Source organism: Martelella alba, from assembly GCF_005217455.1.
GTDB lineage: Bacteria > Pseudomonadota > Gammaproteobacteria > Enterobacterales > Enterobacteriaceae > Acerihabitans.
The window spans coordinates 363,807-377,692 of sequence record NZ_SZPQ01000002.1 but is presented as its reverse complement, the minus strand read 5'-3'; the positions used below and the strand labels follow the sequence as shown (position 1 = coordinate 377,692).

Here is a 13,886-nt window from a genome sequence, read left to right as displayed (position 1 = left end):
GAAACTGCCAGCCCATTCCCCGGAGGAAAACATGGTCAGGCAAAAGTGTAGCGGTATTAGGCGCAGCTATTTAGCTGGTGGGGTGAAAAAATTCGGTGATTACCTGAACTCACCGGAGTTTCCCAATGATGTGCGCGCGTTCATGGATGGGTTAGGCAAGCTCATTAATGGCATTAGTCGCTCCTATCATTGGATTGTGGGGGACGATAATAGTGATTTGCCCTGGGGGGTTCGTTCAGCAAATGGGGCCCCCGTCAGTAGTTCAGGCAATCCGGGGTTTAACTTTCTTGGTCGCCCCGCGGCGCCTGATATCATCAATTCCCAGGAACCAGTGGGATCATCTGGGCTGGAGAAACGTAACTGGTTGGCGGGTCCGCTGGATTGGATTGTCGATAAGCACCGTGAACTGGTGAATTGGACCTATCATAATCCATTAAATTTACGGTCTGCCCCAGGCGTTCCTTCGGTTAATGGGTTCGCATCGTTCAAAAATAGTGATGATGGTATACGGGCGGCATGGGCACAATTGCAACGTTATGCCAATGGTCAGTTTAACGGGAAAAATATAAATACTATCAATGATATAGTGTCTACGTTTGCCCCGAAATCCGACCATAACGACACTGATTCATACATCCGTTTCGTTTCGCAGCGGATGGGAGTTGACCCAAATGCCCATCTAAACCTGAACGATTCCGGCATCATGTCGCAATTAATTTCCGCGATGGCAAAACGGGAATCTGGTTCTGATTATTCACCCTCCACCATTATTCGCATAGAGAACGCCACCGGTGGTAATGCTACCGTAATTTCCAGTCAATTGGCGCATTAATATGACCAGTACCGTCCGAACGCTTTATCAGTTAGGGTTTGAGATATCCCCTATAATCCTCAATGGAGGATTGGCTCAGAATATTCCCGGGGGATTGTTACCGATTGTGGCATTGACTCAGGCGGCCAATTTTCTGGTGGGGCTATTGTCGGGAACCGTCGATGTTGACCTGGATAGCTATTTTTGCAAATTTTATCCGCTGCCCGGTTCGACGATGATCAACAATCAGATAGGCCAATATCCATTTGCCAATCTGACCGTAGCCGCTAACGCTATTTTGGCACAGCCTAATAATGTCAGCATGCTAATGAGTTGCCCGGTAAACACATCTGGCGGCTATATCACCAAATTTGTGACCATTAACGCTCTACAGGCGGCATTATCGCAGCATTGCTCGCTGGGTGGCACGTTCATCGTTGCGACGCCGTCTTACGTCTGGGATAACTGCATATTGACGCGGGTGACGGATGTTTCCGGAAGCGCCAGCAAACAGCCGCAGCAGCAATGGCGTTTTGATTTCGAACAGCCACTGATTACCCAGGCGGCCGCCGAACAGGTGTTGAATAACCTGATGTCGAAAATCAGCAGCGGGCAACAGGTGACCAGCACCAGCTGGACGAGTTTGTTAAATGCGGCCGGTAGCACAATATCAACCATTCTAACCGATGCCAAAAATTTGATCGGCACACTCACAGGCTAATCATGGCAACGACCTATATTGATTTCAAGTCCCCGACATCGGGTGCCTTTTCATTTAAACCGACATTGGACGGCGCTCTATATAACGCCACTGTCACCTGGAATATTTTCGGCCAGCGCTGGTACCTGAATATTTTTGACAGCAATTCGACGCTGGTACTTACCTTGCCGATGGTCGGATCGCCGGCGGATTATGATATTTCGCTGACGGCAGGATACTTCACGACAAAAATCGTTTACCGGATTGCCAATAGCCAGATCGAGGTGATTGACTGATGCGCTATTACGACATCCGGATTACCGACGGGAACGGAAAACAGCTCCAGCAATTCACCAGCCTGTTGGCGAATGGGAATACCAATCCTGCGGCGCAACTGGTTGAACTGGATATTCCGCTGTATCCGATGGCAACGCCCATGGGTTCGGCGTTCGTGAAAATCTGGGGCGTAGGGATAGACATGCTGTCTCAGGCATCCAATTTCAACGGCATGAATATCCAGATTTTCGCCGGCATGGCTGCTGGTCTGCCGCTGGCGGATCCGTCTCAGTCTGGACTGGTGTTGCAGGGTACTATTCAACAGGCGTTCGGAAACTGGCAGGGGGTTAACCAGACGCTGGATATGATAGTAAATCCCAGCGGAGGTACGCCGGCGTCCCCCAAAAATATCGTTATCAATTGGAAGAAAGGCGCCTTACTGGCGACCGCCATAAAAAACACCCTGGCAACGGCGTTTCCTGACTACTCTATCGAGATAAACATAAGTTCGTCCCTGGTTCTCTCGCACGATGCGCCTGGGTTTTACGCCACAATCTCCCAATTTGCCGCCTATGTAAAACAGGTATCGCAGTCCATCATTACAACAAACTATAGTGGTGTGGATATCATTATCCGTCCAGGGAAGTTCGTCGTTTACGATGGCACAACCGCCGCTACTCCGAGACAGTTAAAATTCACCGATCTGATAGGTCAACCGACCTGGATTGAAAATCAGGTGATCAATTTAACCTGCGTAATGCGAGCCGATATCAATGTAGGGGATTACATCAAATTGCCCCCTGGCGCGATAGCAACCACGCAGGCATCCTCCTATTCGCAATACCGGCAATCGTCCATATTCCAGGGAACATTTCAGGTCCAGCGTGTTCGGCTGGTGGGCAATAGTCGGCAACCTGACGGCAACGCCTGGGTAACGGTTATTGATGCGGGGGTATCCACATCATGAGCGTAGGGCAAAAAACACCGCTGGCGCTGTCGCTCAATCAGTTCAGCGAGCGGAAAATACTGGACGCAATCCAATTGCTGGGGAAATCGTTGCCGGCCATCGTTGTCAGCAATGACAACAGCATCGTGACCGTGTCGTTTCAGATAACCAGCCAGTTCACGCTGCCCAATGTGACAATGCCGCTATTCGGACCGGAGTATGTCCGCTATCCCATCCAGCCAGGGTGCAAAGGGCTTGTTATCCCCTCCGATTTCTACCTGGGCGGCATTAGTGGGCTGGGCGGTGGCGTGGCGGGGCTAGATACGCCGGCCAACCTCAGCGCACTGGTTTTCCTGCCCATTAGCAATACGGCCTGGTCAAACGTCGATATGGATGCGGTCACGGTCTATGGCCCCAATGGAGTGGTATTGCGTGATGAGTCCAGTAACACCATTTTCACGCTCACGCCAGACAGCATAACCATGGTCTCCCCTGGTTCGGTGAAGGCGACCGTAGGGGGAACCTCGTTTGAACTCACCCCCTCCGCGTGGGCGCTATCCGGACAGAATGGCTCGCTAACTGATGAGACGGCAAGCACATCCCCTGAAACCATGCATAACGCCTGGGCGGCGCTGATAACGTGGCTCAACAGCCATACGCACAGCGACGACGGATCAGGACCACCATCAACACCGTTTAGCGGAGGGAGCATTGCACCATGAGGACTTACGGTCGAATAAATGGCAAATGGGTGGAGGTAATAACCGATGAAAATGGTTTTGATGATGCTGTTTGGATCACAACCCTGGCTCAATGCACTAAATTGGCCCCAGGAGAATCGCCGTTTCATGCTGATTATGGCATACCGGCGCAATCATCGGTTATTCAGCAGGTTTTGCCGACGTACTACGTCGCACGTCTGCAAAAACAATTCGCACCGTATTTTGCAAATCTGGTTATCTCTGCAACATCAGATAACCCGCCGACATACCAAATTAATGCGCTCACGAATTCCGGCGCGCAGTTAATTACCCAGGTGGCCCTATGACGCTCGAAACAGTAATGACCACAACCGGGTTACAGGTTCAAACGCCGGCGGAACTGAACACCGATTTGATTGACGCGGTGAAATTGCTCAGCCCTGGCTACACGGCCAATCTGCCCGGATCGCTCATTGACGATATCAGCAGTACCGATGTCGGCGCGCTGATCATGGCGGACCAGGCGCGTGTTGACCTAATAAACAGCGTTACGCCCTATGGCGCCAATGAGTTTTTGCTCAATCAGTTGGGCCAGATTTATGGACCTATAAAAAATAGCGCGTCTAATACCAGCGTCTACGTCACGTTTACCGGCATCCCTGGGTACGTGATACCCCAAGGGTTCATCGTTTCCGATGGCACCTATCAGTACATTGTCCAGTCTGGTGTCATTATTCCGTCCGGAGGCACTACCGGCACAGTTTACTGTCTGGCTTCGGATAGTGGCAGCTGGGCTGTCCCGGTAGGAACGGTCACAACCATCATAACGTCAGTTCCCGCATCCGTATCCCTATCGGTTACCAATTTAACCGCCGGAACGCCAGGGGGCGATGCTGAGACATGGGAGGCATACCGCGCCCGCGTTTTACAGTCGGGCCTTGCCACCAGTTCCGGTACAGGGAATATGCTGAAAACGCTGCTGTCCAATGTTTCCGGCGTTCAGGCGCGGTTAATTTCTTACCAGCAATCCGGAACAAAATGGAAAGTGTTATGTGGCGGCGGGGATCCTTATGATGTCGCCTATGCCATCTGGCAGGCGTTGTTTGATACGTCAAATTTGGTTGGTAGCACACTGTCAGTATTGGGTTTGACTGCCGCTAATCCTGGCGTTATCACGACCGACCTCAATCACGGTTTTTCGACGGGTCAGGTTATTCAGATAACCGGAATGATCGGACCCACGGCGTTAAATGGGGTGTCGCTTACGGTCACAGTGTTGACCGAAAAAACGTTCAGTATCGGCGTAAACACCACCTCATTGCCGGCGTGGACCAGCGGCGGGATGATAACCCCCAACCTGAGAAACGAGTCCATCAGCATCAATTCTTTTCCGGATACGTATGTCGTGCCGTTTATCGTGCCACCCCAGCAAACCGTGGGGATCACGGTCACATGGAATACGCAGAGCAATAACTACGTTTCCGAGGCTGCGATTGCTCAATTGGCTAATCCCGCCATCGTCGATTACATTAACGGGATTTATGCCGGCCAGCCGATAAATCTACTGGAACTGCAATCCCTGTTTCAGACCACCGTTGCCAACGTCATTGCCACCAATCTTATAACGTCGTTATCCTTTGTCGTAACAATTGATGGCGTGATAACGGAACCCGAATCAGGAACACAATTAATCAATGGCGATGCAGAGTCCTATTTTTATACGGATACCGCATCGATAACGATAAATCAGGGGTAAACTGTGCTGACAACAATTATCCCTTCCTACCTTTACACGCAATATAATGACGACGACGATTTGCAAGCTTTTGTTATGGCATTTAACCAGTTGGCACAGGACCGCCTGGACTGGTTTTCATCGTTAAATCTTCCGATATATACGGCTGATAATATAGCCGGGTTATTATTGGATTGGGTCGCTCAGGGAATTTATGGATTAACCCGACCGGTATTATCATCAGGTATCAGTATCTCCGTGGGGCAATACAACACATTTGCTTTCAATACCGAACCGTTTGGCTACTATAAATTATCGGGTCCATCCGATTATTACATTACCAACGACGATATATTTAAACGCATTATCACCTGGAATTTTTATAAAGGTGATGGCATGCGTTTTAATGTGCAATGGCTCAAGCGCCGTATAATGCGATTCTTGACGGGTAAAAATGGCACAGCCCCAAATATTGATGATACTCATCAAATTAGCGTGACGTTCGGCACGTCTAACGATGTAACCATAACATTGATGAATGGTATCAGGACAATAAACGGCGGAACGTTGTATAACAGCACCGCTTTCAACACGTTACCTTTTAACGACATCGAATCAACGTTTGCATCAGAGGATGCATTACCGAATATCGCTGTTTTCCAAGCCGCAGTACAAAGCGGTGTTTTAAACCTGCCGTTCCAATATTCTTTTACTGTTAACATAATGGGATAATCATGCAAACTTTACTAATGGCTAACAACGCCTCGTCGATTCTCGCCAGCAGCATCAGCAATACAGCCACTACCGCAAATCTTTCCCCTGGCTCCGGCGCGCTTTTCCCGCAACCGGTGGCAAACCAATATTTCAAACTGACCTTTACCGACGCGGCTACGCAAACCTTACGGGAAATTGTTCACGTGACCAATGTCGCCACGGATACCATTACGATGCTCCGCGCCCAGGAAGGGACAACCGCACTTGCTTGGTCGGCGAATGACTTTGCGGTAAACCTGATTACCGCCGGGACGCTCCAGGCCATGGCTCAGCAGCAACTTATTCAAGGGCAGGTGTACACTTATGCCGCCGATACTGGTGCGGCGAACGCCTACGCTGCTACATATAGCCCTGTCATTACGGCCCTGACCGATGGCATGAAACTGAAATTCAAAGCGTCCCACGCCAATACCGGGGCGTCTACGTTCGCGCCCAATGGCTTGTCTGCGTATCCCATATTAGGGCAATCAGGGTTGGCATTACAGGGTGGGGAGATCGTCGTAAACGGCATCATTGAGGTGGTCTGGAATGTGTCGCTGACGTCATGGGAATTGTGTGGTAACGCTGGTGGCGCGTTGTCTGTTTTACCGGCCACTCAGGCAAACCAGGCGATAAATCTGGGGCAGTTCCTGGCAACCAAATCGGCGAACGGTTATGTAAAACTGCCTAATGGAATAATTATACAATGGGGAACTACTGGGCAAGCGCTGCCGGCGGGAAATAACGCGGTTTCATTCGCACTACCGATTGCATTTACAACATCGTATTTCGCGGGAGTGGTTTCTGATGTTGGTGGCGGATGCATTCCGTATGGGATTACGCAAGGCAGTGATTTGCAACATATTATTATCTATTGCCCGGCCTATGTAGTAGGTTCTAGCGGTACAAATACAGCCCGCGCTGCGTCTGGCGCATCGTATATTGTAGTGGGAATATAGGGAGATTAAATAGCATTACACATGTGTTAGTGATAAAATGGGAAAAATTAATTGTCATTTCTTATACATATGATGAATAATAATAAAAATTATTTTCCCGAACTAGACGGTTTGCGTTTTTTCGCTGCATTATTCGTTGCGGTTTTTCATTTATGTTACTGGTCGTCATTTTTAGGGACTACTCCCGGTAGATTTTTCCATAATGCAGCAAATTACAATGAAATAAAATTTATCAGCCAAGTTGGATGGATTGGTGTGGAAATCTTTTTTGTGATTTCTGGTTTTGTTATATCCAATTCATCATTAGGTAAAAAACCTTTAACTTTTCTTTTTAAACGAGCATTAAGAATTTATCCAGCTATATGGTGTTGTGCAACAATAACCCTAATGGTCATGTTGATGGTTGGTAAAAATTTGAACTTATTGCTCGTTAAAGAATATTTCCATACTTTATTTTTTATTCCCAATAGTGATAGATGGATTGGATGGATTGATGGAAGCTATTGGACTTTAATGTATGAAGTTTCTTTTTATTTTTTGATTTTTATTTCTCTATTTTTTTCAGATACCCTAACATTAGGCAGAATAGCGACAATCTTGTCCATATTAAGTTTTATTTATATGGTGTTTATGCTTTTTTCAAATTTATTCCAACAATCATACGTGGTAGGTAAATACATATCATTTGTTGGGGAAAATAATTATATTTTTTATAATTTCATGCAATTTAGACACGGTTCGCTTTTTTCTACTGGAATGTTTATATTTTTGTCCCGAACAAGGAGTTTAAATTTTTATGAAAAAATAACATTCCTAATTTCTATAATTGGTGGATCGATTGAGGTTTATATTCACGCCTTTGAGTTCATGAATTCTACCAAAGACATTTATTTATGGGAAATCCCGGTATTAATTTGGTTGTTTTCAGTAATTGTAATTTTTGTGGTATCAAAAAAATCATTTATAAATACATCGAATGGTATGTTAAGTGAAATACTTAGAAAGATGGGGCTTATGACTTATCCATTTTATTTATTGCATGCGGTTACCGGTTCTGTAGTGTTAAGGTTAATGGTTGATTTTGGAATTAATAAGTGGATTTCTTTATTGATGGTTATAATTATTATTGGGTTTTTGTCATATGTTATTTGCATAAAAATAGAGCCCTGCATTAGGGAATTTTTGGTTTATAAGATAAGCGGTAAAAAAAGTTCTGAATTAAAAAGAAACTCCATTTAAAGATTCATAAACTCAATAAATATCACGTAACCCGCCAAGGCGGGTTTTTTATTGTAAAATATTTGGAGGTATAAATGTCCTATCCAAACGATCAGGGTAATCCTGCCAGTTCCATTCCCGTCCAGTCCTCCGAAATGCCGGCCAGCACCCTGGTTGATCGCAGTGGTACCGTGAATGCCGGTGTCAGTGCCGTGGCGGTTGCTGCTGGTGGTACCGGTTATGCCGTCAACGACACCATCAGCATAGGAAATGGCGTCTCCCTGCTGGTCACGACCGTAAATGCCGGTGTGATCACTGCGGTTTCAGTTGCCAATATCGGCAGCGTAGCCAGCGCGGCTACACCGACCAATCCCGTCGCCCAGGTTGCTACCTCGGGCGCGGGTACGGGGGCAACATTTAATTTGACGTGGGGGGCCGGTGTATCGACTCAGATTATGCCTGCGAACGCCGCACGGCGCCGTTATCGCATACAGAATCTATCAACTACGGAGGTTCTCTGGCTGAACGATACTGGCGGTGTTGCCGGCGCATCCACTCCTGGCAGCTATGGGTTAACCCCGTCTCAGGGTAATTATCCGGGTGACTATTACGAGTTTTATTCAGTGTTCGCGATTTCAGTCTACGCGGCCACTCCCGGCCATGTTTTCAGCGCTGCGGAATATTAATCCATGGGAATGTTCAATCCGTCTAATTCTGGGGCCGTTGCGGCGGCCGCCAGTGCTGCCGATGCTGTTGAGAAAACAGTGCAGAATGTCACGGCCGCCCAGGCCGCCCAGACCGCAGCGCAGCAATCCGCCACCCAAACCGCCGCTGACGTGGTAACTACCGGCCAGAACGTAGTTACTACTCAGCAGGCTGTTACTGATGCCACTGCTGCGAAAAACGACGCTGTTACTGCTGCCGACTCCGTAGCCGGCCTTGGCAACGCTTATGCCACTATGGATTTAGCTCAGACTGCTATTACTACGGGAACTATCCCCAATAACGGTCTGTTCTCTGTTATCTCAACAGATAATTCTCAGACGTATGCCATTTGGGAAAATGTGAGCGGCACTCCTACAGCCGTACTCGACTCCACCGGAGCACAGAAAACGTATCCGAGTGGGGCAGCGATTGAGGCAATCAATGCGCTTATTAATGCTGAGACTAATGAAAATACAGCAATTATTCTGGACGTTAATAGTAATCCATTATCAGTATCAGACAATGATGGGAATATTTATATTCCTGGGATTGATGGATCATTGCAAGATAGAGTGAATTTAACTAATAAAAATTTTGCGCCTCATATATTACGTTTAACCGATGCGGAAAACGCAGCCTATGGATCGGTTGACGAGTTCGGCGATCTGCGGCTTCCTGGTTTACCTGATTCAATTCAGAATATGATGACGATAATGAAATCTCAAATAGATTCATTAAGAAAATCAGGATTGATATTAAACGCAAAAGATTGCGGTTTAAAAGAAAATGATGACGCTCATAGAGCGCTACAACGTGGATATGATTGGCTTAATGCTAATGGCGGAGGAACATTATTTATTCCAGAAGGAAATTATAAATGTTATTTTCCAACCACGCCAAAATCAAATGTTTCTTTAGTTGGAGCAGGAAGAGGATCTACTGTTTTACTACCAATGAGTTATCAGGCCCCTATATATTATAGAGGGAACGGCACTTATATACAAAATCTGTTATTTAGCAATTTTACAATTGACGGAGAAAACCAGCAAATACATCCAACAAGAAATTATATTCCCGACATAAAAGGGATATTCATGCAATACTATCAAAATTGTGTGATTGATAATATTGCAATTATTAATACTGGCGCAACCGGTCTTGGTGTCGATATGCCAAATAATGTCTCCATAACGCGTTGTCTGGTTCAAAATTGCGGCCGGCTGGCGGTGGTTGGAGATGCAGGGGCTTCTGGAATAGGTTTAGGAACAAGCAATTTAGATAGTGAACCTATTTTTGTATCAAAAAATGTGTGCAATGGAAATACTAATTATGGAATATTTTTTGAGCCTCAATTGTCAAATGGTATAGCACAGGATGCAATTGTTACGGATAATATTTGTACTGGCAATTATGGTGGAATTGGCGATTGCGGTATTGAAGGACTTATCGCTATAAACAATAATTTGCGAGCAAATAAATATGGCTTCAAGGCTTCAGTTGGTACAAATGGCGGCGGTAAGCCGGGGAGCTATGGGATATTAAAAAATAATATAATTAAAGAAAATACCAGCCATGGAATTTATTTCAATACAACAAATTCAGATGTTTTAGAAGGCGCTTATTCTCTCGATGGAAACCATATATGCAACAATGGGGAAGATGGCATTAATATAAAACTTAATCATGAGAATCAGAATCATAGCATATCTGGAAATCACATTTATTTGAATGGTCGCCATGGCATTCATTTTGAAGGCGGCGATGCGATAAATGTCGATATTACCAATAATAAAATTTACAATAATGGTCAATCCGTTTCTGGTAATGGTATTCAATCCGATGTTGCCATTTCAAAAAGCTCTATTGCAAATAATAAAATAAGGGACACACAGGATACAGTTACACAACAATATCCAATCTCAATATCTGGAGATTTGACAGATGTTGATATTTCATTTAACCATTGTGCTGGGAACGCACAAAACAGCCTAAATCTTACTGGTACGCAAACCAATGTAACAACTAACCTAAACGCAGGAATATAATTTATGGCTACCGTAATAAAGAGCAATAAATCTTATATTGGTGATACATCGTTATTACCATCCGTTAATGCTCCACTACCCGACGGAGCCAGTTTATATGCTGATTTTAAAAAAGGAAGATTTATTTTAAAAAATCTTGCAGGGGCTATAACTCGCGCAACTGACGTTACTAATATTTTATCATTTTCTCGTTCCACTACAGCAACACAGATTAATGCTGAGGGATTATTGGAATATGTGGCGGCTAATGTTCCGGCAATAGACTATCACCCCATTACGCATGACTGTCTTGGATTTAGGTCTGAGTATTCTGCCACCAATCAGATTCTATGGAGTCAAGATTTTACACAGACTGAAAGCTGGACGCCCGCGAATATTGAATTAACATCAAATAATGAAATATCGCCGGATGGAAACACAACTGCTACCAAAATTATCGAGGCTACAGATTCATCCGCGGCTGTGCGTACACTGTTAGCAATAACGCAGGGAAATGCTGTAGTTAGCAATCCCTATACATTCAGCATTTTTGCAAAAGCGGGGACCGCTAAAATAATCCAATTGGCCGCCCAAGGCGCGGTCGATGTTACAGCATTTGCCAATTTTGATTTGGAAAATGGCGTCATCGGTAAAATTTCTGCCGGATCCTCTACTGTCGGTTTGCTACAGACAACAATAGAACCATTCATAAATGGTTGGTATCGTTGTTCAATAACCATTACGCCATCAACCGCTGTATCACCACAATTTACCGTAGCACTTGTTAATAACGATGCATCTGCAACGGCATTGCCGTCATACCTACCTACAACACCAACATATTTGTATATTTGGGGAGCGCAACCGGAAAGAGGTGATGGATGCAGCTCATATGTTCCCGCTACGGGTGTTTCAGCGTCAAGAAATTCAGACCAATTAGTAACAAATCCGTCATCTGATTTTGTCAACGCCTCTTCTGGTACCATTTTTATTTCAGTAACATTTCCGCATAGTTTGCAATTAATTACCGGGAAATATGGCTCATTGGCATCGGCATGCGTAATCAGTCAGGGCGCTACCACTCAATACCCGGCGATACGGTTTTCGTACCGCCCACCGTCAACGACAGGAGCCGAAGGCGCTGCGCTGGGCGATATTCCTGATACAAGTGGGACCGCACAAAATCTGGAGGTTCCTAGTTTATTGGAGGTTCGAGACAGTACTCAATCGGCAATATTTTCATTCGATGGATCATCTCTTGAAATGAAAGTTTTTGACGGTTACAATTGGTATTCTATGGCTGTAACAGCATTACCGACTGCATTATCGACGTTATTGATAGGCAAGGGAACTTATACATCAACTCAATATCTCAATGGATATGTTAATAAATTTGTTTATTGGCCGGTTTCGCTTATTGAATCAGACATGGAAAACGCCATGTCCTATCTGTAAAAACGGGCCACGGATGGCCCATGATCATTGTAAAGTATTTTTTAGGCTATTGGGGGTATCCTTTAACTTTAAAGTTTAGTTACTTCTGAGAAGAAGTGATTGTGCGGTGTGAAGTCGTATCTAGGACTTATTTTGAGAATTTTATTTCTGACATCTAAATGATCTATCGATGCACGTCCGCGAGAATAACATTGACTGTTACCATTTGAATTATTTACAAGGTCAATTAAATCATCTAATTCGTAATGTTCAAGTTCAGTAGTTATCGCCTGAGAAAACCTTCTGTCCGCAATATCAAAACTGCGACTTTCGGAATAATATATGTTTGCAAGATGTCTAATACTGTGTAGTTCTTCATTATTTTCGCATAAATTTATCAAGAAATCCCATTCTTCTCTTTCAATGCTTGTAAGTTGTAAACTTCGTAGTGCGGCTTTAAATGCCTCGACTTGTGCCTGAATATTATCAAATAAAAAATTTGCATAAACTATTGATGAGGTATTAGATTTTGCATGTTGACTTATTGCCGTTTTAGCATGTTCCTCAAAAAGATTATACAAACTTGAATTGATGGCCAAGAATTTAACCGTTAAAGATAAAATATCATCATCATTTGATATATTACTATAATATTTTACCTCTTTAGAAACCCATTCATAAGTTAATGCCATTTCCTTTTTTGATAATAAAATAAGTACGCGGAAATTTATATCCCTATTTCTATCACATTCTTGGTTTTTAGTTCTGAAAACCAATTTCCATAAAGATTTGAATACCGCATTTGCCACTTCATTTGAAAATTTAGAAAAATATTTGCTTTCTAAATATGTGGTTAGTAAATGATCTGATGGAAATAAGTTTTTAATTTTCTCTATGTCTTGAAGCATCTGCTCAGTTATTTGCCGTGTAGGTAATGCGGGTTTAGTTAAAACACTATCTAAAGCATGTCGCATCATTGCACGGACTTCATCTCTATTTGGGCGATGTAATTCAGTTCCTTCATGGATCACTGGGTGAGCGGATAGGTGTCGCTGAGATTGGAGATATTCCAATCCTGCTCTATGTGTCCGATCTATAATGTTTGTTCGTTCTATGACCAACTTTATCAAATCCATTTCCCAAGCTGGTGAGTTTGGATTTTCATCTTGCTTTTTTTTGATATCATCAAGAATACTTTTCGCTGTAGTATCGTTATAAAAATCAGAAAGATCTTTAAGCTTAAAAATCAAATCACATATAACAACAGACCAAAGCATAACAACGGCGGATCGATAATTACCCACAGTAAATGAAGATTTAATTTCCTCGAAATAATTCCTAGTGCGACTATCTATGATTGCATCCGAACGATGGTCGATTGAATATTCGTCTAGCATAAATATACTCCTGGTTAGATTTTTTAATATTTATTCATGTACCTTAGAACTTACAACTTTTCAACTTTTCCTATCATCTTGCACACTATCCCATAGCCATTCAATGACATGCATTGTATTTTTTCTCGATATGTTTACATACCCAAATGTCGAACGGTTAGTTGGTCATCTGCCGGTATGTGGTTTTGCCATGCAGGCGTCTGGAGAGCCTGGAGGCACCAGGGCAG

14 protein-coding genes are annotated in these 13,886 nt (G+C 44.4%); 13 read left to right on the top strand and 1 reads right to left on the bottom strand.

Annotation, left to right across the window (positions count from 1 at the left end; translation table 11 throughout):
- The 13 genes from FCN80_RS04140 to FCN80_RS04080 all read left to right on the top strand — a co-directional run.
- Positions 1-832 (top strand): hypothetical protein (locus FCN80_RS04140; protein WP_230492472.1); only part of this gene is annotated, 832 nt, incomplete at its 5' end.
- Positions 833-938: 106 nt separating this feature from the next.
- Positions 939-1,532: a hypothetical protein gene (locus FCN80_RS04135; protein ID WP_230492471.1), complete on the top strand. Its 594-nt coding sequence runs from the start codon at positions 939-941 to the stop codon at positions 1,530-1,532.
- 2 nt (positions 1,533-1,534) lie between these two features.
- Positions 1,535-1,807, top strand: coding sequence for a phage baseplate plug family protein (locus FCN80_RS04130; RefSeq protein ID WP_136988614.1), 273 nt, complete (start codon positions 1,535-1,537; stop codon positions 1,805-1,807).
- Positions 1,807-2,754: a hypothetical protein gene (locus FCN80_RS04125; RefSeq protein ID WP_136988613.1), complete on the top strand. Its 948-nt coding sequence runs from the start codon at positions 1,807-1,809 to the stop codon at positions 2,752-2,754. Before FCN80_RS04130 ends, FCN80_RS04125 begins: the two co-directional genes overlap by 1 nt.
- A complete protein-coding gene (locus FCN80_RS04120) occupies positions 2,751-3,455 on the top strand; it encodes a hypothetical protein (protein WP_136988612.1) in 705 nt (234 codons plus the stop codon). The genes FCN80_RS04125 and FCN80_RS04120 overlap by 4 nt, the downstream gene beginning before the upstream one ends.
- Positions 3,452-3,781 (top strand): hypothetical protein, encoded by a 330-nt coding sequence (locus FCN80_RS04115; protein WP_136988611.1) that lies wholly within the window; start codon positions 3,452-3,454, stop codon positions 3,779-3,781. The genes FCN80_RS04120 and FCN80_RS04115 overlap by 4 nt, the downstream gene beginning before the upstream one ends.
- Complete coding sequence (locus tag FCN80_RS04110; RefSeq protein WP_136988610.1) at positions 3,778-5,190, top strand: ubiquitin-activating E1 FCCH domain-containing protein; 1,413 nt, start codon at positions 3,778-3,780, stop codon at positions 5,188-5,190. Before FCN80_RS04115 ends, FCN80_RS04110 begins: the two co-directional genes overlap by 4 nt.
- A gap of 3 nt (positions 5,191-5,193) precedes the next feature.
- Entirely contained in the window at positions 5,194-5,901 is a 708-nt protein-coding gene (locus FCN80_RS04105; protein WP_136988609.1) for a hypothetical protein, read from the top strand.
- A 2-nt stretch (positions 5,902-5,903) separates the two neighbouring features.
- A complete protein-coding gene (locus tag FCN80_RS04100; protein WP_136988608.1) occupies positions 5,904-6,881 on the top strand; it encodes a gp53-like domain-containing protein in 978 nt (325 codons plus the stop codon).
- 51 nt (positions 6,882-6,932) lie between these two features.
- Positions 6,933-8,120, top strand: a complete 1,188-nt coding sequence (locus FCN80_RS04095; protein ID WP_136988607.1) for an acyltransferase family protein — start codon at positions 6,933-6,935, stop codon at positions 8,118-8,120.
- A 74-nt stretch (positions 8,121-8,194) separates the two neighbouring features.
- Positions 8,195-8,785, top strand: coding sequence for a hypothetical protein (locus FCN80_RS04090; RefSeq protein ID WP_136988606.1), 591 nt, complete (start codon positions 8,195-8,197; stop codon positions 8,783-8,785).
- Positions 8,786-8,788: 3 nt separating this feature from the next.
- Entirely contained in the window at positions 8,789-10,849 is a 2,061-nt protein-coding gene (locus FCN80_RS04085; protein WP_136988605.1) for a right-handed parallel beta-helix repeat-containing protein, read from the top strand.
- 3 nt (positions 10,850-10,852) lie between these two features.
- Positions 10,853-12,283, top strand: a complete 1,431-nt coding sequence (locus tag FCN80_RS04080) for a phage head spike fiber domain-containing protein (RefSeq protein ID WP_136988604.1) — start codon at positions 10,853-10,855, stop codon at positions 12,281-12,283.
- Between the two features lie 68 nt (positions 12,284-12,351).
- Here FCN80_RS04080 and FCN80_RS04075 read toward each other — a convergent pair whose 3' ends face one another.
- A complete protein-coding gene (locus FCN80_RS04075; protein WP_136988603.1) occupies positions 12,352-13,659 on the bottom strand; it encodes a hypothetical protein in 1,308 nt (435 codons plus the stop codon).
- Between the last annotated feature and the right edge of the window lie 227 nt (positions 13,660-13,886).

Coding starts and splice junctions, on each gene's coding strand:
- FCN80_RS04100 (WP_136988608.1), top strand. CDS start 5,904: ATGCAAACTTTACTAATGGCTAACAACGCCTCGTCGATTCTCGCCAGC.
- FCN80_RS04090 (WP_136988606.1), top strand. CDS start 8,195: ATGTCCTATCCAAACGATCAGGGTAATCCTGCCAGTTCCATTCCCGTC.
- FCN80_RS04085 (WP_136988605.1), top strand. CDS start 8,789: ATGGGAATGTTCAATCCGTCTAATTCTGGGGCCGTTGCGGCGGCCGCC.
- FCN80_RS04115 (WP_136988611.1), top strand. CDS start 3,452: ATGAGGACTTACGGTCGAATAAATGGCAAATGGGTGGAGGTAATAACC.
- FCN80_RS04080 (WP_136988604.1), top strand. CDS start 10,853: ATGGCTACCGTAATAAAGAGCAATAAATCTTATATTGGTGATACATCG.
- FCN80_RS04075 (WP_136988603.1), bottom strand. CDS start 13,659: ATGCTAGACGAATATTCAATCGACCATCGTTCGGATGCAATCATAGAT.
- FCN80_RS04120 (WP_136988612.1), top strand. CDS start 2,751: ATGAGCGTAGGGCAAAAAACACCGCTGGCGCTGTCGCTCAATCAGTTC.
- FCN80_RS04110 (WP_136988610.1), top strand. CDS start 3,778: ATGACGCTCGAAACAGTAATGACCACAACCGGGTTACAGGTTCAAACG.
- FCN80_RS04130 (WP_136988614.1), top strand. CDS start 1,535: ATGGCAACGACCTATATTGATTTCAAGTCCCCGACATCGGGTGCCTTT.
- FCN80_RS04125 (WP_136988613.1), top strand. CDS start 1,807: ATGCGCTATTACGACATCCGGATTACCGACGGGAACGGAAAACAGCTC.